17 protein-coding genes are annotated in these 22,224 nt (G+C 38.3%); 8 read left to right on the top strand and 9 right to left on the bottom strand.

Annotated elements, in window-relative coordinates; genetic code table 11:
• Positions 1–387 precede the first annotated feature (387 nt).
• Entirely contained in the window at positions 388–705 is a 318-nt protein-coding gene (locus tag IQ247_RS05105) for an RRXRR domain-containing protein (RefSeq protein WP_193917691.1), read from the top strand.
• Between the two features lie 132 nt (positions 706–837).
• On the opposite strand, the gene IQ247_RS05100 is transcribed toward IQ247_RS05105, so the two are convergent.
• A complete protein-coding gene (locus IQ247_RS05100) occupies positions 838–978 on the bottom strand; it encodes a hypothetical protein (RefSeq protein WP_193917689.1) in 141 nt (46 codons plus the stop codon).
• Positions 979–1,082: 104 nt separating this feature from the next.
• Here IQ247_RS05100 and IQ247_RS33780 point away from each other — a divergent pair, with 104 nt between their 5' ends.
• Together IQ247_RS33780 and IQ247_RS05095 are read left to right on the top strand one after the other, a co-directional pair.
• Positions 1,083–1,205, top strand: coding sequence for a DUF8629 family protein (locus IQ247_RS33780; protein ID WP_511023006.1), 123 nt, complete (start codon positions 1,083–1,085; stop codon positions 1,203–1,205).
• Between the two features lie 112 nt (positions 1,206–1,317).
• On the top strand, positions 1,318–2,970 hold the full coding sequence (locus tag IQ247_RS05095) for an MBL fold metallo-hydrolase (protein WP_193917687.1): 1,653 nt from the start codon (positions 1,318–1,320) through the stop codon (positions 2,968–2,970).
• Positions 2,971–3,336: 366 nt separating this feature from the next.
• Here IQ247_RS05095 and IQ247_RS05090 read toward each other — a convergent pair whose 3' ends face one another.
• The 4 genes from IQ247_RS05090 to IQ247_RS05075 all read right to left on the bottom strand — a co-directional run bounded on the left by IQ247_RS05090 (position 3,337) and on the right by IQ247_RS05075 (position 5,988).
• Positions 3,337–3,648 (bottom strand): DUF6679 family protein, encoded by a 312-nt coding sequence (locus tag IQ247_RS05090; protein WP_193917685.1) that lies wholly within the window; start codon positions 3,646–3,648, stop codon positions 3,337–3,339.
• Positions 3,649–4,166: 518 nt separating this feature from the next.
• Positions 4,167–4,379: a hypothetical protein gene (locus IQ247_RS05085; RefSeq protein ID WP_193917684.1), complete on the bottom strand. Its 213-nt coding sequence runs from the start codon at positions 4,377–4,379 to the stop codon at positions 4,167–4,169.
• A gap of 295 nt (positions 4,380–4,674) precedes the next feature.
• On the bottom strand, positions 4,675–5,478 hold the full coding sequence (locus IQ247_RS05080; RefSeq protein WP_193917683.1) for a Nif3-like dinuclear metal center hexameric protein: 804 nt from the start codon (positions 5,476–5,478) through the stop codon (positions 4,675–4,677).
• Positions 5,479–5,574: 96 nt separating this feature from the next.
• Positions 5,575–5,988 carry a secondary thiamine-phosphate synthase enzyme YjbQ gene (locus IQ247_RS05075; protein ID WP_193917682.1) on the bottom strand — a complete coding sequence of 138 codons (414 nt, stop codon included), beginning with the start codon at positions 5,986–5,988 and terminating at the stop codon, positions 5,575–5,577.
• 831 nt (positions 5,989–6,819) lie between these two features.
• On the opposite strand from IQ247_RS05075, the gene secA reads away from it, so the two are divergent.
• From secA to IQ247_RS05060, 3 genes are all read left to right on the top strand, one after another.
• Entirely contained in the window at positions 6,820–9,606 is a 2,787-nt protein-coding gene (gene secA / locus IQ247_RS05070; protein ID WP_193917681.1) for a preprotein translocase subunit SecA, read from the top strand.
• 180 nt (positions 9,607–9,786) lie between these two features.
• Positions 9,787–10,518: an RNA methyltransferase gene (locus IQ247_RS05065; RefSeq protein ID WP_193917680.1), complete on the top strand. Its 732-nt coding sequence runs from the start codon at positions 9,787–9,789 to the stop codon at positions 10,516–10,518.
• Between the two features lie 156 nt (positions 10,519–10,674).
• Positions 10,675–12,219 (top strand): serine hydrolase, encoded by a 1,545-nt coding sequence (locus tag IQ247_RS05060; protein ID WP_193917678.1) that lies wholly within the window; start codon positions 10,675–10,677, stop codon positions 12,217–12,219.
• A gap of 85 nt (positions 12,220–12,304) precedes the next feature.
• Here IQ247_RS05060 and IQ247_RS05055 read toward each other — a convergent pair whose 3' ends face one another.
• Complete coding sequence (locus IQ247_RS05055) at positions 12,305–12,886, bottom strand: Uma2 family endonuclease (protein ID WP_193917676.1); 582 nt, start codon at positions 12,884–12,886, stop codon at positions 12,305–12,307.
• Positions 12,887–13,058: 172 nt separating this feature from the next.
• Here IQ247_RS05055 and IQ247_RS05050 point away from each other — a divergent pair, with 172 nt between their 5' ends.
• Entirely contained in the window at positions 13,059–15,164 is a 2,106-nt protein-coding gene (locus IQ247_RS05050) for a M3 family metallopeptidase (protein ID WP_193917674.1), read from the top strand.
• Between the two features lie 82 nt (positions 15,165–15,246).
• Here the strand turns inward: IQ247_RS05050 and IQ247_RS05045 are convergent, their stop codons facing one another.
• A complete protein-coding gene (locus IQ247_RS05045; protein ID WP_193917672.1) occupies positions 15,247–15,987 on the bottom strand; it encodes a hypothetical protein in 741 nt (246 codons plus the stop codon).
• 147 nt (positions 15,988–16,134) lie between these two features.
• Complete coding sequence (locus IQ247_RS05040; protein ID WP_193917670.1) at positions 16,135–16,875, bottom strand: hypothetical protein; 741 nt, start codon at positions 16,873–16,875, stop codon at positions 16,135–16,137.
• Between the two features lie 850 nt (positions 16,876–17,725).
• Between IQ247_RS05040 and IQ247_RS05035 the strand changes: the two genes are divergently transcribed.
• Positions 17,726–18,814: a methyltransferase gene (locus tag IQ247_RS05035; RefSeq protein ID WP_193917668.1), complete on the top strand. Its 1,089-nt coding sequence runs from the start codon at positions 17,726–17,728 to the stop codon at positions 18,812–18,814.
• Positions 18,815–18,881: 67 nt separating this feature from the next.
• Here the strand turns inward: IQ247_RS05035 and IQ247_RS05030 are convergent, their stop codons facing one another.
• Entirely contained in the window at positions 18,882–22,007 is a 3,126-nt protein-coding gene (locus IQ247_RS05030) for a PAS domain-containing sensor histidine kinase (protein WP_193917666.1), read from the bottom strand.
• Positions 22,008–22,224 lie beyond the last annotated feature (217 nt).

The following is a 22,224-nucleotide window of genomic DNA, read 5'->3' as shown; positions in this document are numbered from 1 at the left end:
ATTTAACTAAAGTTAAATAAATATTAATTATATAATTACAAGCTTTAAACCTATATATAAAATGTTCATGCATAAAATAATTTGCCAAAAAAATACATCTAAAAAGTTAACGCGGTATATTCAAATAAAGGATAAAGCAGAAAAAAGAGTAAACTACCCGCCACTGACAGCCGTACAGGTGCAGTGGGGGCTTTAAAAGCCCAGAGTTTACCCGACTAAGTGTTAAATCACTACGATTTTTAGGTCATCTTACCTACAAATACGCAGCCAGTTTGTAGCTCTAAGGTTAACAGTTAAACAGAATCATCGGGTTTGAGTCAGTGCTGTTAGCGTAAAAAGCCTTTAAATCATTGTCCAGGCTAACATTACCCGAAAGGAGGGGCAGCAATGTCCAAAGTATTTGTTTTAGACACCATCTACAGACCATTAAGCCCAATTCATCCAGCACACGCGAGGCAATTGTTAAGAAACAAAAAAGCTTCTATTTATCGTCGCTTCCCATTCACAATTATTCTCCATACTTCACTTACTGAATTGCCTAAAACACCACTAAGGTTAAAGCTTGACCCTGGCGCTAAAACAACTGGAATTGCATTAGTTGACGATTCAACTGGCGAAGTTGTTTTTGCAGCAGAACTAAAGCATCGCGACTTTGCGATTAGAGTATGTTGGGAAAGTTGCTATCCGTTCATCAGGCAGCTTTAACATTTCTACAAAAAACGGTTTAATTCAAGGAATATCACACAAGTTTTGTCAACGTATTCATGCAAAGGACGGTTATTCTTATGCACAGTCAAGGATTTGTCAATTGCTCAACTGTCCCCATCATTGTTTGTGCTAACGCACAAATTCACTCAGGGGACGTTTTGCAATTAACCCGGACATCCTCCCACCACCAATCTGAGTACAGATTTGGTGGGGGTCTCCTGGAGGTTTGAGATGAACTACAATCTGACGGATTGCAGTAAATTTACTCATTGCACAATCAGCAATTGTATGTTGTGAAAATTTTCTATGTCATCTAATTGATAGCAGCAGTATCCTATAAAGATAGGAACATATAAAAGTAAAAGGTAAAGAATATGGATGTAAAGCTAATTCTAGTAGTACTAACAGTCGTGTTTACATTGTCATGCTTGATTTTTGGGACCAAGAATGGTTTTTATGATTCAGACAACTATCACGGAAATGGTTCGGCGCATTAAAAACGTAATGTTTCTTTAAATAGTCGATAGAGAGGAATTTGATATTACTTCCTCTCCTGTTTCTGCAAAAATAATTAAAAGTTGAATAATTCTTTGATCTGCGAGGGGATATATGAGCGAAGGCTATTCAATAGCCTCTGTTGATGAAGGGGGAAGCCAAAGTGAATTAGAATGCTTTACTTATGGTGTCCATCAAGATAACGAAGGTATGTGTCTATTGGTGCGAATGGGACCCCATCGCATCATGCTCGACTGTGGTTTGGCAGATATTTCACCTTTAACAAAAGATTTGAAAAAGTCCGCACGTCCTAATAATACTCTGTTACCAGCCGACATTGTACTAGTAACTCACGCTCATCCAGACCATGCAAGAGGATTGCTAGCATTACACAAAGCATTTCCTCTCATGCCAATTTATGCCAGCGTTGTCACCTGTAAGTTACTACCATTAAATTGGTTGGAGCAAAAATCCGAAGAAACCTGCTCATTTTTTCAAGCATTAGAACTACGTACAGTCATAGAACTTAAAGAAAATCTCACAGTAGAATTTTTTCCCTGCGGACATTTACCGGGTGCAGTAGCAATTTTACTTACCTATACAACTTCCCAACGCTCTTATAAACTGTTGTATACAGGAGACTTTTTCTTGTCCAACTCGCGATTGGTAGAAGGTTTTCGCTTGGAAGAATTACGCGGAATTGAATTAGATGTGTTAATTGTAGAAGGTAGCTACGGTACTGCTCGTCATCCCCATCGTCGTAATCAAGAAAATCAACTAGCAGAAAGAATTAATCGTGCCATTGCTGAAGGTACTTCAGTGTTAATGCCTACACCACTTTTGGGCTTAGGTCAAGAATTACTCATGCTTCTCCGTAGTCATCATCACTTTACCGGCAGAGATATAGATATTTGGGTTGATGGAAATATTGCTGCGGGATGCGATGCTTATCTAGAGCTACTCCCCCATCTCCCCCCGTCAGTCCAGAATTTTGCCCGTCATCAACCGTTATTTTGGGATGAGCGAGTGCGTCCCCGCGTCCGTCGATTAGAAGATTCAATAGTAAGCAACGTTGGCAATTCTCCCTGTATTATCCTTACCGACTCCACAACCGATTTAAATAAATATTGTCGATCGCTATCGCCTTCTTGGTTAATATTACAACCAGAAAAAACTGACGTTCGAGCAGAACATTATCCGGGATTGGGAACAGTAGAAAGCTACCTGCTAGCACAGCATAGCGATGGGCCAGGAACTACCCAGTTAATTCATAATTTGCGACCCCAACACGTTGTTTTCGTCCACGGTTCACCGAGTTATTTAGCAGATTTGACGGGTTTAGAAGAACTGCAAAATCGCTATCACGTCCATTCTCCCCCAATTCAAACCCTAGTTCAGCTTCCCATTGGAGACACATTCTTACAACCTTTCTCCCCAGATACTAATTATTCAGGAGAACTTACCCAACTAGAAACAGCAATCCTGATTACCCTTACCCATAGAATTACAAATGACCCCCGTTGGCAACAATTCGCCGACACCGGATTAATTGAGGTACGCTGGCAAGGAGAAGAACTTGTATTGCGCGGATTATCTCAAAGAGAACTACTCAACCAAAATGGCGATCGCGGCAACCGTGTGGCCATAGATTGCTGCGGAACCTGTAGACATCAAAGGGGACAGCGGTGTTGGAATCCCGCGTCCCCTTTGTATAACTTTAAAGTAACGCTAGTTGGTTACTGTCCAGCCTTTGAAAGCGAAGAATGAAAAAGTGAACTACCACACACTGACCTTACGGTACAGTGTGGGCTTCCCAATTCATCGGGAATTGCCGCCAGAACTCCGTAGTTGAGGGTCTTACATTCCCTCCAAGGGCAGGAGTCCTGGTTCCCAAGACCCATACTTTTTCTTGCAACCTGTACCTCCACCGCTTGGTTTTCGCTTATGGCATTGAGGGTCAAGATGATTCAATCGTACCACAAGAGACTGCTTGTTTCCTCATCCACCCCGGCGCTGTTCCACGCTGCGCTTGGAATTCGACTGCTTTGTGGAATCGTCAACTCGCGAGCATTCATCCCACACCGAATCTGCATATTACGGTGTGGGATGAATGCTGCTTTAGCTAAAAACAGCTTACTCAGGATTAGAATCACTAGACGGATTGTGAATGCGTTCAGCTTCCGGACAATCCTCAGTTAGCAGAGGTTCAACATTACCTCGCGGAACCGAAGCAAGCTTTTGAGTTACAGCACCAATACTTTCAAGACGAACCATTTCTTCCCAAGAACAAACTTCATCATCTTCTTCAGTTTCATAGCGCAGGGTGACTAAATCTCCCTCGATATCTATAATGCGGGCTCTTTCAATCCAGCGTTGCTGGTCCCGCAAGAAAATACATATCTCCCGCGCATCACAGCATAGTTGATAAATCTTGCGGTGTAGCATTAGTGCGCTTCTACCTTTTTCTCAACGTAATAAATCTGTCAAAATTTGGGATTAACCCAATACATAACCAAAATCACACAGTGCGGTATTATAACCCAAATCGGTACAATTAACTGATGTTTAGCCAGTTTTACGTAAATTTTGGGTTTAACAAAATGATTTTGCTCGCCGCACTCCAAAAATTCAACTCCGAATTAGTTACTCAAGGAATATTTGCTTCATAGAAATGAAATAACTGGGAATTCTCGCCGACCAAATAAAATATCGCTGATAAATCATTTCTATCATTATGAATTAAATGATACTCCAAAGCAAGTGAATATTGCGGTTGTCTAATTTGCCTACTTATAATCATTGCCATTGCTGGGAGTAGGTGGTGCGGACTCCGATTAATCCACCTCTATGTTATATATCTTAACTCAATATCCGCCGAGCTTGACCCACTTATCGAACAATAATATTAACTTTTATTTATCAAATCATATTTTACAGCAGATCGTATCTTGCTTCGGACACGATTATGATGATTTTTGCGTCAGAAATCCCGTAGAAATATTTGAAGACGCTTCCCGCTTAACTTGACCTGCGCGAACAGCATCACACAGTCGCGTTAATGCAGCAACATCTTCCGCCTGATATATTCTGGTAGCTAGCATTTGATGCAGCAACCCCTCGGACTCAACGCTTAAATATCCCGTTTGAAAAGCAGATTCAACAAGTGCGCGAATCATTATTAGTTAGTTAAAGTTAAGTTAGGTTAGCATTTCATCATCTATTATTTTGACGCAGCTACAAATATTCTTAAGTGATTGTATTCGCATTTATTTGTGATTAAAGTCACAGCCATAAAACAACGTTTTTCTCGAAATAAAACTCTTAACTCTATCCACAACAGAGTAAATCTTACTATAGCAATTTATATGTTATCAAGTAAATACCCAGCTTAAGTGTATTTATTTTTACTTTTAGATGGGGTATCTAAAATATTCTAAAGTAGCGAAAAATACTTTATATATTTAGAGTAGATTAAAATAAAAATTGGCGAAAATCCTCATCTTGATTACTTAAATGTACAAAAGTCAGATTAAAAGTAGCAAACTTACGCGCTAAAGCTTGACAAGCAGGACGTTCAGTAGCATAGTGTCCAGCATCAACTAAAATAATTCCAGCATCACGGCTTTCTTGAAACTGATGAAACTTGCAGTCAGAAGTTAAATATACCTTTGCACCAGTTTTACTTACCGCTGGAATAAAACTAGCCCCAGAGCCTCCCAAAACCGCCACTTTTTCCACAGACATCTCCAAATCCGCATTTGGAGAAAAAATTAAATTAGGTGGCTTGAGTAAAGTTTGAATTTTTGTCAGCAGTTCCCGTAAACTTAAACTAGGAGCAAGCAAACCAACACGTCCATATCCCAAACCTGGTTGTGTATTTATAATCGGATATACCTCCTTCATATTTAAAAGCTGCGCTAAAACATCCGCAGTACCATCATTTACCTGGTCAAAGTTAGTATGAGCGCTGTAAATACCAATATTATGAATAAACGCTAAACGTACCATTTCCCCAATTGCATCACCAGTACGCAGCGATTTGGGAGGAGTAAAAATCAAAGGATGATGAGCAAAAATTAGATTAACCGGATTGCCCGCATTTTTTAGATAGATAGCTTCCTGCATTACAGCCAAAGTCGGAGTTAGGCATACCAACACCCCTGCATCTTCATCTAACACCCCCGGTTCCACCTGCCATCCGCAATTATCCCATTTTTCTTGCCATACAGGATTTGCCCATTCCTCAAACCAGGTAATTAAATCGATAATTTTCATTTACTTAATTTTTAATAATTTAATAATTTACGCCTAATATAAATTAGGAGAAAGGCAATTTATAAGGTTTTAATTCCCTACTCCCTGTTTTCCAAATCATCCAGAAATATGAACAACTAACTCTCTATTATGATTACGTTGACGATGTTCCCAAATATAAATTCCTTGCCAAGTACCTAATACCAAATGTCCCCGATTAATCGGAATATGTTCGGAAGTATGAGTAATTGCAGTACGAATATGAGCAGGCATATCATCCGCACCTTCATCATCATGTATGTATTTCGCCGATTCAGGTACTAGTTTAGCCATAAAATTAGCCAAATCCAATAATACATTAGGGTCAGCATTTTCTTGAATTATTAAACTAGCCGAAGTATGACGCAAAAATAAAGTACAAAGCCCTGTTTCAACGCCAGATTCGGCAACTATTGCTTCAATCTTAGGAGTAATGTTGTACAAGGATTTACCGATTGTAGAAACTCGCAGTAATTTTTGATAGTGAGACATTTTTTTTTAGAATTTGATAATTGCAAATTTACTCGTAAATATACGTAAGCATCAATGTAGAAAGTAGCATTACCTAGTGGAAATTGCTGTGGTTTGATTCAAACTCGGTAGTTAGACTAAGTAGCATCTGTAAGAGTTGCTAGAGACAGTTTTGGAATTTTTCAGGTCATTGGGGACATCTTTTTTTATTTTTCTCAACCAACTACTTTCAGGGTGCAATAATTTTCTCGATTGAAACTGAAAAACCGCAAAATAAATAATACAGACAGTATTTAATAAATATTATAGGAACTATTAGTGCTTGAAAATCGCCGAGAGATTATGATATTTCAAAGTAGTTCCTGCTTAAAAAAAATTGAGAATGCCAAATTATCTAAAACACCGTCATCGCCGGAAGCTGAACAAAAACCCCGTCGGTATATTATTAGTAATTGTAATTTGGAGTTTAGCTATGGGTTGGCTCCTAGGTCTAGCAACCAACCTCCACTGAGCCGTTAATAATTTAAATTTATTCCCACCTCCACACCTCCCCACTTCCCGTTCCTCATCCCGAACCGCAAAATACGGAAAACCAACCCTTAGCCGGTCGGCGTTTGGGACGCGGCATTGAGGACAAAATGATACTATTATCTTAGATAAATATAAGTTCTTTGCTAAAACTAACTGTTTAGTAAACTCGTTGGCTAGTATTGGTACTATTTTTGAGTTAATTCTGGCTCGAATGCATCTTTGCCCAGCCTTTTTTCGGGTTATCAAAGGTAACGGTACTTATAATCATTGCCATCATCAATAAAATCTTTCTTCCTTACGAACCGTTAAATTAAAGAAGCCATGCTAAAAACCTTGTTGGGCGACCCCAACGCTCGTAAACTAAAAAAATACCAGCCATCCATTACTGAAGTTAATCTTTTAGAGGAAGAAATTAAAGTTCTTTCTGATGAAGAACTCAAAGGTAAAACAGTAGAGTTCAAACAGCGTCTTAAGAAAGGCGAATCCCTCGACGATATCCTTCCCGAAGCTTTTGCCGTAACTAGAGAAGCTGCAAGACGAGTTTTAGGAATGCGTCACTTTGATGTGCAGCTATTAGGTGGAATGATTCTGCATCAAGGACAAATTGCCGAAATGAAAACCGGGGAAGGTAAAACCTTGGTTGCTACATTACCTAGTTATTTAAATGCCTTAACTGGTAAAGGTGTACACGTAATTACCGTTAACGATTATTTAGCCCGTCGTGATGCTGAGTGGATGGGACAAGTACATCGATTCTTGGGATTAACTGTAGGACTAATTCAGTCCAGCATGAGTCCTATGGAACGGAAAAAGAATTACGAATGCGATATAACTTATGTTACCAACAGCGAAATCGGTTTTGACTATCTGCGGGATAATATGGCAACATCAATGGCTGATGTTGTACAGCGTCCCTTCAATTATTGCGTAATTGATGAAGTCGATTCGATTTTAATTGACGAAGCCAGAACTCCCTTGATTATTTCGGGACAAGTAGAAAGACCTACCGAAAAATATGTCAAAGCTTCCCAAATTGCCTTAGCATTAAATAAAGAAGAAGATTATGAAGTCGATGAAAAAGCTCGTAACGTACTTTTGACTGATGAAGGTTTTCAGAAAGCAGAACAGCTTTTAGAAGTAAACGACTTATTCGACCCCGAAGACCCTTGGGCTCATTTTATCTTTAATGCGATTAAAACCAAAGAACTATTTTTGCCAGATGTACACTACATTCTTCGCAATGGAGAAGTGGTAATTGTTGATGAATCCACAGGTAGGGTATTACCAGGAAGACGTTGGAGTGATGGATTACACCAAGCAATTGAAGCCAAAGAACGTGTAGAAATTCAACCCGAAACCCAAACCCTCGCTTCCATTACCTATCAAAACTTGTTTTTGTTGTATCCGAAGTTGGGAGGAATGACGGGAACCGCAAAAACAGAAGAAGTCGAATTTGAAAAAATTTACAAACTAGAAGTAGCCGTAATTCCCACCAACCGAATTAGGCAGCGTCAAGATTTAGCTGATATGGTGTTTAAAACAGAAGTCGGTAAATGGAAAGCCATTTCTAAAGAATGTGCCGAAATGCACGAAACTGGCAGACCTGTTTTGGTAGGAACCACAAGTGTAGAAAAATCAGAATATCTCAGCAAACTGTTGAAAGAGATTGGTATTCCCCATGAATTGCTCAATGCAAGACCTGAAAATGTTGAGCGAGAAGCCGAAATTGTCGCTCAAGCTGGACGGGGAGGAATGGTAACTATCGCCACTAACATGGCTGGTAGGGGTACTGATATTATTTTGGGTGGAAACGCCGAATACATGGCGCGTTTAAAAGTTCGGGAATACTTAATGCCCCGAATTGTCAAACCAGAAGACGAAGATGTATTTTCCCCTCACAGAGCAACATTACCAAGTTCAAGTGGTGGTGGACAAGGTTTTGTTCCCGGTAAAAAAGTCAAAACCTGGAAAGCTTCCCCACAAGTATTTCCCACCAGAATCAGTCAAGAAGCTGAGAATATTCTTAAACAAGCCGTAGAAGTTGCCGTTAAAGAATATGGAGAACGTAGTTTAACCGAACTTGAAGCTGAAGATAAAATTGCAGTAGCCGCTGAGAAAGCACCAACAGAAAATCCCGTAATTCAAAAAATGCGGCAAGCATACAACCGTGTTAAAGAAGAATACGAAGCATTTACAGACCTTGAACATGAGAAAATTATCTCTTTAGGTGGATTACACGTGATTGGTACCGAACGTCACGAATCACGACGGATTGACAACCAATTACGAGGACGTGCAGGAAGACAAGGAGACCCCGGTTCCACCAGATTTTTCCTCAGTTTAGAAGACAACTTGATGCGGATATTCGGTGGCGATCGCGTTGCTGGTTTAATGAATATGTTCCGTGTAGAGGAAGATATGCCGATAGAATCGGGTATGTTAACTCGCAGTTTGGAAGGAGCGCAGAAAAAGGTCGAAACCTATTATTACGACATTCGTAAGCAGGTATTCGAGTATGATGAAGTAATGAATAATCAACGTCGAGCAATTTACGCCGAACGTCGTCGAGTATTGGAAGGGCAAGACCTCAAAGAACAGGTCATTAAGTATGCTGAGAAAACGATGGATGACATCGTTGATTATTACATCAATCCAGATTTACCATCGGAAGAATGGGAATTAGAAAAATTAGTTGAAAAGGTCAAAGAATTCGTTTATCTGTTATCGGACGTGCAACCTTCCCATTTAGAAGATATGTCCATGAACGAAATCAAAGCCTTTTTACACGAACAAGTCCGCATCGCTTACGACATGAAAGAAGCTGAAGTTGACCAAATTCAACCAGGATTAATGCGTCAAGCAGAGCGATTCTTTATTTTACAGCGGATTGATACTTTATGGCGCGAACATTTACAGCAAATGGAAGCCTTGAGAGAGTCAGTCGGATTACGTGGTTATGGTCAAAAAGACCCGTTAATTGAGTATAAGAGCGAAGGTTACGAACTATTCTTGGACATGATGACAAATATCCGCCGTGACGTAGTTTACTCCTTGTTCATGTTCCAACCACAGCCACAACCTACAGTAGAAGCATCGCAAATGGTCTAACGATTTTGGATTTTAGATTTTAGATTTTGGATTGACAATTCTAAAAATATCAACCGGGTTTTAAATATCCGGTTTTTTTATATTCTCAATTACTGACCACGGATTGAGAAGGATTTCACTGATTTCACGGATTGAATTACCTATTCCCCATTCCCTATTCCCCATTCAAAGAAATACAAAATGAATGTATCAGAGGTGAAAATTATTTTAGTCGAACCAGGTGGAGCATTAAATGTAGGTTCAATTGCGCGGGTAATGAAAAATTTTGCACTCCATCAACTGGTTTTAGTTAATCCCCAATGCGATTATTTAGGGGAAGAAGCAACAAGAATGGCAGTTCATGCCAAAGACGTTTTAGAATCAGCAGTATCTGTCGCTACATTACCCCAAGCATTACAGGGATGCAAAAGAGCGATCGCCACCACAGCAAGAACCCGCGATTTCAACAGTCCGCTACAAAGTCCCCGTGAAGTATTACCTTGGTTATTGGAAGCATCCGCACAACCAGCAGCATTAATTTTCGGTAGAGAAGACCGAGGATTAAGCAACGAAGAATTAAACTACGCTCAGAAATTTATGCGTATTCCTACTGATGCCGGATATGCATCGTTGAACTTAGCTTCTGCTGTGGCAATTAGCTGTTACGAACTAGCCCAAAGTCAACCCCATACCGTTGAAACTAATATAGATGATAAAGAAATTGCATCATTAGAGGTTGTCGAAGCCTACTATAAACAGTTAGAATCACTATTGCTGTCTATTGAGTATCTTTATCCCCATACCGCCAGCAGTCGCATGGAAAAATTTCGGCAACTGTACAACCGCGCTCAGCTACAAACGCAGGAAGTCGCCATGCTCAGAGGTATTTTACGACAAATGCAGTGGGCGCTTACACAACCCGGAAAATCATAAAAACTGATGAATCAATATTAATTATGTGCGCTATTACTCTCCAAAAGTCAGAATAATAGCTTAAACTATACACAAAAATGCTACAAAGCGTGATTTGAAAACAGGTTTGGGAGTTAGTAGGGTGTTTACAGAGTAAGTGGGTTAGAAGGAGTAGCGGTGTCAGAGTCAAGTTATAAAATTACAGCTTCTGGAAGACGACAACCCACAAAGCGTCGTCAAAAATTACGTAAAGTTCAAAAGCCAGGAAACACTAAAGTAAAAGCAGTTGGAACATCGCGATCCCTTGGGCGAGGGCAGCTATCGCCTGATCAAGGTGAGACAATTTCGCGTACAGTAATTAGTTCTTCCTCAAGCACCGCGAAAACACCCCGCAAGCGAGAAAGAATCGAAGCACCAGCAGAAACCTGGCTGAGAAAAAAAAATGCATCTCAAGCAGCATCTAGTGGAATGAAATCGGCTGCTGTAAATGGCAAGATTCCACCCCTAAAATTTAAAACGCGGGTGACTAAGAGAGTCAAATTATCCCACAAAACTCGCCTCAAACCAATGGCGAGAACTATGCTTTACATATTGCGCTTATTGATTGTAGGAGTAGGTATTGGCGCAATTGTTGGTACATTATTATCAGTACTAGACCCAGCAACTCAAGTTACTACAGCCAACTTATCGAATGTAGAACAAAATCAACCCCAAGTAGCGAATAATAATCAAGGTTTCTACTTAACCCAAGAAATAATTCCCCTCAAAAGCTCTATCCAAATTCTTGCAGGTAGTAATCCAGATTTGACACCTGGAGTTTTTATTGCAGATTTAGATACAGGTAATTATGTAGATTTAAACGCTAATAGCGCATTTGCAGCCGCTAGTACAATTAAATTACCCATACTTGTTGCTTTTTTCCAAGATGTAGATGCAGGGAAAATCCAGCCGAACGAAATGTTGGTTATGGAGCAACGAATGGTTGCAGGAGGTTCCGGTGATATGCAAAGTCAGCCAGTAGGAAGCAAATTCACAGCATTAGAAGTTGCAACCAAAATGATGGTAATTAGCGATAACACCGCTACAAATATCTTAATCGACCGCATGGGCGGCATAGAAGCTTTAAATCAAAGATTTCGCAGTTGGGGATTAACAGCTACAGTACTCCGCAATCAACTACCCGATATCGAAGGAACTAACACCACCAGCCCCAAAGAATTAGGACAGGTACTCGCAATGGTGAGCAAAGGGAATTTAGTTCCAACTACGGCATCCCGTGACCGTATACTTGATATCATGCGTCAAAATCAAAGACGGCATCTATTACCCACAGGTTTGGGTGTGGGAGCAGAAATTGGTAATAAAACTGGGTATATTGGGGCAATGTTGGGAGATGTAGGTTTAATTAATTTACCCACAGGAAAGCGCTATATTGCAGCAGTCATGGTAAAGCGTCCTAGAAATGACTCCCGCGCTGAAACTTTAATTACTTCGGTATCTCGTTTAGCCTACCAATACTTTAACCAACCTCCGAGCATGACAGGAACTCCTGGGACTAATATTCTTCCTCCCAGTGGTAATTCACCTTATTTAAATAATCCCATCAACGGCACAATCCCTTATCAACCCCCACAAATGAATACCGTTCCCAGCGGTGTAAATAACACAATACCCACAACAACTTATCCACAGTATTATTATCCTTATCAAAATCAAAGGTAGAAAAAACCATTTCTCAACCAAAGTTCATATAATCTACTAATTTTGGATTGCGATTATTAATTATATCGTGGGTAGGGATGATAATTTATATTTTGATTACATCTTCGTAAATTTCTGTCATTCTCAAGGTTAAGCTCTGAGAATCTAAGTGCAATTCATTATCTTTACCTAAAATTGTCAATGACCAATTTCCTTGAGAATCTTTTCGATAAATCTCTATTTTAATTTCGTCTTGAGAGACTAATACATATTCTTGTAAACTTTCTAAAGTTCGGTAATTTACAAGTTTTTCCCGTCTATCAGTTGTTTCCGTGCTAGGTGAAAGCACTTCGATAATTAAGCAAGGATAATCCACAGAAAAACGGTCTTGGTCATCTGGGTCACAGGTTACAATAATATCGGGATAGTAATATATATTTCTAGTATTTTGAATATTTTGGCTGGCTAACTGTATATTTACTTTCATATCAGCCATGAAGACGCTACAAGAACCACCACGTAAATAAGAACGCAAGCGTGAATAAATATTCCCAGCGATTAGATTATGTTCCTTACTACCTCCAGACATTGCGAATAGTTGTCCGCAAACATATTCGTGACGAATTTCGCTGCTTTGTTCAAGTTCAAGGTATTCTTCAACGGTAAAGATATGTATAGGGGATTGCATGGCTTTTCGGGCAACTTTTCTTAATACTATATATAATCCGGCTTTGTAGGTGCTTTAAAGTTTCAAGATGCTGTACGTCATTTATTTGCAAAATGCTCTATTAATTTAATTTTATTTAATTTAATTTTGTTAAATTTGGATTAACTACATTTCTAAAAAATCTCACACATATATGACTGCTTCATTTGCAATTTCAAATAATCCCTTGCTCAAATGTTCAGGTTTGCCTCCTTTTACAGAAATTAAACCGGAACACGTAGAACCAGCATTAAATCAATTACTTTCTGAATTAAATGAAGAACTTACTCAATTAGAAGCTAATGTAAAACCCAGTTGGAGCGATTTGGTAGAACCTTTAGAACAGATAACCGAACGTTTAACTTGGAGTTGGGGAATAGTTAGTCATTTGATGGGTGTAAAAAATAGCCCAGAATTACGTCAAGCCTACGAAACCGCACAGCCAGAAATAGTCCAATTTTCTAACCGACTCAGCCAAAGTAAACCGATTTATAACGCTTTTAAAGCACTAAGAGAAAGTGATACTTGGAATACTTTGGATTCAGCACAACAACGAATTATAGAATCAGCTATTCGTGATGCGGAACTTGCTGGTATTGGTTTAGAAGGTGAAGCACAAGCACGTTTTAACGCAATTCAAACGTCACTAGCAGAAATTTCGACGAAGTTTTCTAATCATGTTTTAGATGCGACTAAAGCTTTTAGTTTGACTTTAGTAACACCAGAAGAAGTTGAAGGTTTACCTCCAAGTTGGCTGAGTTTAGCAGCACAAACAGCACGGGATGCAGGGGAAGAAAACGCAACTCCAGAAAATGGTCCTTGGTGCGTCACTTTGGATTTTCCCAGTTATTATCCTTTCATGCAGCATAGCAAGCGGCGAGATTTACGGGAAACATTATATAAAGCTTTTATCTCTCGTGCATCTTCAGGAGAATTGGATAATAGACCGATAATTAAGCGTATTTTGGAATTAAGGCAGGAATTAGCTGAGTTACTTGGATATAAAAATTATGCATCCGTCAGTTTAGCAAGTAAAATGGCTCCTAATGTCGAAGCGGTAGATCAACTTTTAGAAGAGTTGCGTCGCACTAGTTATGATGCTGCACAAAAAGAATTAGCAGAACTCAAAGAATTTGCAGCGGCTAAAAATGCTCCAGAAGCCGACGATTTAAAACATTGGGATATCAGCTTTTGGTCAGAACGTCAACGGGAAGAAAAGTTTTCTTTTACACAAGAAGAGTTACGTCCTTATTTCCCGCTTCCCCAAGTTCTAGATGGTTTATTCGGATTAGTAAAACGCTTGTTTAATATTAGCGTCACTCCTGCTGATGGACAAGCGCCAATATGGCATGAAGATGTCCGCTATTTTCAGATAGCCGATGAAACGGGTTCTCCCATAGCTTACTTTTATTTAGACCCCTACAGTCGTCCGGCAGAAAAACGCGGTGGTGCATGGATGGATACCTGTTTAAATCGTCGTAAAATCAAACAAAATGGTAAAACTGATATCCAGTTACCAATAGCATATTTGATATGTAACCAAACTCCCCCAGTGGATGGTAAGCCTAGTTTAATGACCTTCGCGGAAGTAGAAACCCTTTTTCATGAATTTGGTCATGGTTTACAACATATGCTCACGAAAATAGATTATCCCAGTGCTGCTGGTATTAATAATATCGAATGGGATGCCGTAGAATTAGCCAGTCAATTTATGGAAAATTGGTGTTACGAACGCCCTACTTTAATGGGAATGGCGAAACATTACGAAACCAACGAACCGCTACCGGAACATTATTATCAGAAACTTGTCGCAGCACGCAATTATATGAGCGGTGGTTTTATGTTACGTCAGTTGCACTTTAGCTTGTTGGATATAGAATTACATTACCGTTATCGTCCTGGTGGAGAAGAGACACTCGATGATGTACGTAATCGTATCGCCAAGAATACAACCATATTACCACTACTACCGGAAGATAATTTTCTCTGTGCCTTCGGACACATTTTTGCTGGTGGATATGCGGCAGGTTATTACAGTTACAAATGGGCTGAAGTCTTGAGTGCAGATGCATTTGCAGCCTTTGAAGAAGCCGGATTAGAAGACGAAGAAGCAATAAAAGCTACTGGTAAACGCTACCGCGACACTGTACTTGCGCTTGGTGGTAGCAAGCACCCGATGGAAGTATTTAAGTCTTTCCGGGGTAGGGAGCCAAGTACCGAACCTTTACTCAAGCATAATGGCTTGAAAAGTGCTGCTTAAAATTTTGTGAAAATAGATTAATGTAGAGACGTTGCAATGCAACGTCTTTTTATTTTGATTGTAATTTCAGACGACTAAATAGTTACACGCAAAGCATTAAATTCGTTTCAACCTCGTTTTTCTTAACAGATTCTACACCATACTTTTGTGCGTAAACTAAAAGTTCGTGCGTCCATTCCGTAAAAAGTTGAAATATTTTCTCGACTATATCCAAAGCTTGTTGACGTTGTGAATCTGTAAGTTTTATTGTTGCTACAAAACTTTCTGCTTCTGGTGTACGCATTGCATGTCCAGTTTCTACTCGTAAATGTGTATCACCAAAATAGAAATAATCTGTTTGAGAAATTACTTGTAGTTCAGAAGCAACTTGTGTTGACATATTAAAAAAAATATGACCAATGGATTCTAATGCTTCGACAACTAATAATTTAATTGTAGGAGTAGCTTGGTAGCTATATCCAGCAATTTGATAGGTTATTTGACGAGTAATTTTAGTTTCTTCACCCCAAACAAATCTTAATCCTTGAGTAAAGTTGAGATTATAATTGAATCCAAGTTCTTCAATGTCTCTAAGATACCAAGACCAATGTTCTTCATCCTCATAAGCGTGTTGATTGATGATATGCTGAATTTGATTGACGGGTTGATGCTCCAAAAAAACGTATTTATTTAAGTCGCTAAAACTCATAATAAAATGAGCCATGCAAGGAGCAAAGCTTAATCTTTGACTTGGGCTTAAGTTTTTGTTTTGCATAAATGCAAACAAAGGTAACTTCGTAAATTCTTGCTTCTTACTTTCAATGAAAGCTATTATATCTAGCATCAGAATTTCTTTGAATTTTTGTATTTTTTTTCAAGCTTGATTGCACCAAGTGTAATTATTTCCAAGGTTATATGGAATTTTTATGAAGTCAAAAATGACAGCTAATAACTAACTAAATTAATCATAGCTATTAGCTGCCAAAAAATACTATACGCAAACTTTTGCAGAATTTTCTATTTCTTTGTATAATTCTAATTCTGCATTTTGCTTTTGTGCATAAGCGAGAAGTTCATGAGTCCATTCTGTAAAAATACTAAACACATTTTCAACTACTTCGTAAGCTTGTTGACGCTGTGATTCAGTAAGATCAAGTGTTGCTAAGAAAGCTTCTCCTCCTTCTGTACCCATAGCGTGTCCGTTTTCGAGGTTAAAATGAAAATCACCGAAATATGTGTATTTTTCACCAGTTATTTCTGTGAGTTCGGAAGCAACTTGCGCTGTTCTAGAAAACAAGACATATCCTGTAGCTTCTATGGCTTCTATCGCTGCAATTTTAATAATAGGTTCTGCTTGCAGAGTATAGGCAGAAAGTTGATAAGATAACTGACGAGAAACTTTGCTTTGTTCGCTCCAAAGGTATCTTAATACCTGAGTGAAGTTCATCTGGGGGTTAAATCCCAGTTTTTCTAGGTCAGTTACAAACCAAGGCCAGTGATGGTCATCTTCATAAGTATGTTCGTTGATTATATCTTGAACTTTGCTAAGTACCTGCTTTTCACGGAATACATATTTATTTAAGTCACCAAAACTCATAATAAAATGTGCAATACACGGTGCAAAACTCAGTCTTTGTCTGGGATTTATTGTTTTATCTTCTAAAAACTTGAACAAAGGTAGAAGAGCGTATTCTTGATTCTTTTCTTCGATTAGAGATAATATTTCTTGCATTGAAATTGATTCCTATGAATGCTAGCTTTTATCAAATTAGAAATGCAGTTTGAGTTAAATCTGATAAATGATTAACTCCGTTTTTTTTGAAGTGGATAATGCAACCTCTGATAAACAAGCAACCTCAAAACTTTCGCTTTCAAATACCTGCTGCGATAATTTTTGTTGTTTATTTTTTCGCTATGAAATTAATTTAAAATATTTTGTCTATTTTGCCAGTCGTAAAAACTCAGAAATTAGTGTTTTTTTCTAAATCGGTTTAAGGTAGAAATAAATTGAATGTTTTACGTAAAAATATTTATCTGAAAAAACAATATATAAAAATAACAATAAATATATAAATAGATTTATAAAAATTAGATAAGTTATTAATTATGATGATATGTATATAAATTTTTAGTTGATTTTTATCCTAAATTTTAATTAATGCTTCAAGTTTTTGTAAAGTTAATAAAATTTAAATGATATTGTTTTTATAGTTTGTGTAAAAATAATCTATAATCTCAATCATTATTATATTTTGATATTTGGCTCTAACTACTTTATGAGGTCTATAAATTTTAAATTTGTAAGCATTCTCACTGATTTTGACCAAAAAAAATATTTTCATCCGAGTTCTTACTCATGTCATTAATAGTTTAATAATTTAAACTAAATCGTTATCAAAAGTGTTTTGAATAGTTTTGCAGCACAATTTTGCTGTTGATTTAAACAAGAAAAGAGCGATATTTGTAGAAGATATGATGTATCTTTATGCTGCTGGGTTGTCAGGTTGCACGATTAAATTTAGTACAAGATATTTAATGTACTTATTTCTTGATAATAGCTAGCAATATAGGAAGATAATTTTATGACAGATTTGATAGCATTTGGAAAACAGCAAACAAATCAAGATGAAAATAATGTTTGGTTATTAAGTGGAAAATCACAATTTGCTGTGCCAGCGTGTGATGATGGATTACTTTGGAAAACATGGATGTCCATGTTTCATTTTCCAACGTTGACAGTAGCAGATCAGTTAGGATTGTTTGCTTTGATAGCAGAAGCACCGAAGACAGCATCTGAGGTAAGCGAAACCCTTTCTTTGAGCGAACGTGCTACTGAAGCTCTTTTAGGAGTAATTACCTCATTAGGCTATTTGATTCAGCAAAGCGGTAAATTTAATCTCACCCAAGTTTCTCGCAATTTTTTACTTCCTCAAAGCCCTTATTACTGGGGTGGAATGCTCAAGCTAATGGCGAATAATCCCCTATCGCATTCTGTATTATTAGAAGCATTAACAAATGATAGGTCAAGCGTTTACCAGGAACAAGATGTTTGGGAAGCTCACGAGGTAGAAGTTGAGAAAGCCAAACTATTCACTGGTGCCATGCAGAGTATGACAATGCCTGGTGCTTTAGGTCTAGCAAATCATGGTAACTTTACTGGGGTAAAACGTCTTCTCGATGTCGGAGGAGGTTCTGCTGCTGTTTCAGTAGCTTTAGCTCAACGCTATTCTCAAATGCAATGTACGATTCTAGATTTACCAGTAGTATGCGAAATTGCGTCCGGTTATATTTCTAAAGCTGGATTATCAAATCGCATAGACACATACTCTGCTAATTTCTTTACTGATCAGTTCCCTGGTGGTTACGATGCTATTTTATTTAGTAATATTTTTCATGATTGGGGACAAAAAAAATGCCAGCATTTAGTCAAGAATAGTTTTGATGCATTACCTAAAGGTGGTCGTATTTACTTACATGAAATGCTTTTAAACGATACAAAGGATGGACCTGCAACAGCCGCTTCATACTCAATGTGTATGATTTGGTGGACTCAAGGTAAGCAATATACAGCAAGTGAAGTTAATCAATTTTTAAAAGAGGCAGGATTTGAAGATATTTCCATAACTTCAACCCATTCTTATTTCTCATTAGTTTGTGCAACTAAACCATAAATTTTTACCAAGATGAATCTTCCCCATCCAGTTATTGGATGGGGAAATTTATTTAATGGGATTTTTACTAAGTGTTCTGTGGTTGAGTAATCGGAATTTCGATCACAAATTCTGTACCTTGTCCCGGTTCGCTAAAACAGTGTAAATGACCACCGTGTCTATCAACAATTATTTGATAACTGATTGATAATCCCAAACCAGTTCCCACACCAACAGGTTTAGTAGTAAAAAATGGGTCGAATAAACGTCGCTGCAATTCTGGAGGTATTCCCGTACCATTATCTGCAATGTGGATTGCCAGGCGATCGCTATCTAGCATTTTTGTGGTAATTGTAATTCTGGGAGCGGATACTTCACCCTTGCGTATTCCTTCTTCTAGGGCATCAATAGCATTGGCAATCAAATTCATAAACACTTGGTTGAGCTGTCCGGCAAAGCAAACAACTTGAGGTAAGTTAGCGTAATGCTTAATTAGTTCAATTTGTTCGTGTTCCTGGTTAGCTTTAAAGCGATGTTGCAGAATCATCAAAGTGCTTTCAATGCCTTGATGAATATCTACCATTTTCATTTCAGCTTCGTCAAGGCGGGAAAAAGTTCTTAAAGATTGCACAATTTCCCGAATCCTTTCAGCCCCTACCATCATTGATTTCATTAACTTAGGTAAATCTGAAACTAAGAAATCTACATCTACAGCTTTCATTTCCTCTTCTATTTCCGGAGTTGGTTGAGGATATTCTTGCTCGTACAGTTTGAGTAAACCTAATATGTCTCCAGTATAATTACTAGCATGAATTAAATTGCCATAGATAAAATTAACAGGATTATTGATTTCGTGAGCCACTCCAGCGACTAGCTGACCTAAACCAGACATTTTTTCACTTTGCACTAACTGAGATTGGGTTTTCTGGAGTTGTTGCAGCGTTTGCTCTATCTGTTGCGCTTGTTTTTGAGCATTCAGTGCAGTTTGCTGAGTTTCAGCATAAAGATCGGCTTGGTTAATCGCGATCGCAATTTGATCTACTACTGCTTGGAGTAATTCTACTTCACTATCAATCCAAGGACGAATTTCTGCCCAGTGACCGCAAACAATTACGCCAATTTTACCGGAACGAGTCTGAATCGGCAGCACAATTTCTGATTTGATTCCTAAAGTTTCTAAAAATTCCCGATGTATTGGTTCTTCACACTTGCTTGCGTCATCTATTTGTAATATTTTTTGCTTTAAAAATAGTTCTGTCACTGACCCTACTTTATCTATAGAATGACGACCTAGCAAACTAGGCAAATTGTGATTTTTTGATTCTTTAATCGTTTCCCAAATCGGAGGTTCGACGTTTGGTTCAAACCAAGAGAAGCTACAGCGGTCAATATTTAATAAATACTTAATCTCGTTAATCGCTGTTTCTAGTACTGTATCTATATCAAGACTATTGCGAATTTGACTAGCAAGACTATTAAGTAATTTTTCTCGACTAGCTAGTTTTCGATACCGTGCTTCTGACTGTTTTACGGCTTCTTCGGCTTTCTTACGTTCTGTAATATCTCGCCAAACTGTGTAAAATACCTGTTCACCATTTAAGGGAATTGCTGTCAATTGTACATCTAATGGCTTATCCGTACCATCTATGCGACGAATTGTCCATTCAAAACGATGACCACCATTAGCAAAAGCAATTTTCGTTAACTCCATCTGTTTATCAAGAGAGGAAGTACCATCAGGTTGAAATTCGGGAGATATTGCTGATGGTGCCATACGCATCAGTTGTTCTCTGGTAGTGCAGCCCATCATCTCTACCGCTGCTTGGTTAAAATCTATAAAAACTTTACCGTTGTATAAAAGAATTCCATCTGCTGATTTTTCAAACAAAGTACGGAATTTTTCTTCGCTTTGTTTGAGCGCATCCTCTGCTTGTTTCAACTCGCTAATATCCATTATCATACCATCCCAGACAATATCGCCGTTAGCTTGCTTGGATGGTCGGGAATGTCCTTGTAACCACTTTAACTTTCCTGATGGAGTGATAATTCGCCATTCTTGTTTCCAAGGCTCTAAAGTTTGAGCGGAAACTGCGATTGCTTGTTGCAAGATTGGTAGGTCATCGGGATGAGTTATGTCCAAAGCACTGTTAATGTCTTGCTGAATTTGTTCCGGTTCTAATTCATAAAGGTGATAACAACCAGGACTAACATAGGAGAAGCAACTAGTACCATTGGGAAATAATATGTATTGATAAATCATTCCCGGAATATTCGCAGCTAGTTTTTCAAACCGTGCTTCTGTTTGATGTAACAAGTCTTCAGCTTGTTGTCTTCCGACAATTTGAGCTTGCAATTGTTTGTTAGCTTTTTCCAGTTCTGCTGTGCGATACTGTACCTTTGTTTCCAAATCTTGCTGAGACTTTTTTAACTTTTCTTCGATTTGTACTCTGTCACTGATATCAATCATCAGTCCGCTCCACAGGATATCCCCATCTGCTTGTTTTTCAGGTCTTAATATGCAGCGAACCCATTTACATCTACCGCTAGGTATAATTATTTTTCCTTCCCATAGCCAGGGTAATAATGTATCTGCCGAAAGTTTCATTGAATCGAGATAAGATTCTCGATCCGAAGGATGAATCAAATCGAAAATAAGCTGGGAATTTTGTTCTACCTTTATGGGTTCTATTTCTAAAAACCTACGACAACCAGAACTAATATAAGGAAATGACATTGTGCCATTTGCACTCAACTGAAATTGATAAATTACTCCCGGTAGATTGGCAGCAAGCTTGCGGAAGCGTCTTTCATTGGCTGTTAATGCTTGCTCGCATAGCATTTGTTCGGTAACTTTCTTTGAGGAAAGGATAATTCCACCAATTTCATTATTACTATCATTCCAAGGACGACATTCCCATTCAATCCACTCCAATTCACCATCAATACGCACCATTTTATCAGCTTCACATTTTGCTATCGCACCAGCTAGACAACGTTGGTGAATTATCTTCCATTTTTCTGAAGTATGAGGAAATATTTCATAATAACAGCAACCAATTACAGATTCACCATCCAAGCCATAATCTATCAGCCATTTGTGGCTTGCCGCTATCAGGCACATCTTTTGATCAAACATTGCCACAGCTATTGGTGTATGTTCCAGAAAAACTTGGAACAATTGGGAATTATTTTCTGAATTTGCGTGCAAATGCATATGGTGACTGGTAAATAGGTCGATAAACGCTTAGGTACAATGGAAAATCGAACTTTAGGGAATGCCACCTAATATAACTAGTCGCAAGGTAAATCAGCTACCGAATTTTCTCTTAATTAAAGTAAATAGTTTTTAAATTTAATCGGACTTACGTAATTATCTGATAAAGTCACCCCAATTAGCTGTAATTAAAGATTCGTAATCAGAAATCGGGTTT

This window comes from Plectonema cf. radiosum LEGE 06105 (assembly GCF_015207665.1).
GTDB lineage: Bacteria > Cyanobacteriota > Cyanobacteriia > Cyanobacteriales > Nostocaceae > Rivularia > Rivularia radiosa_A.
Note: the sequence above shows the minus strand (reverse complement) of the source record. Positions and strands in the feature narration are given on the sequence as shown.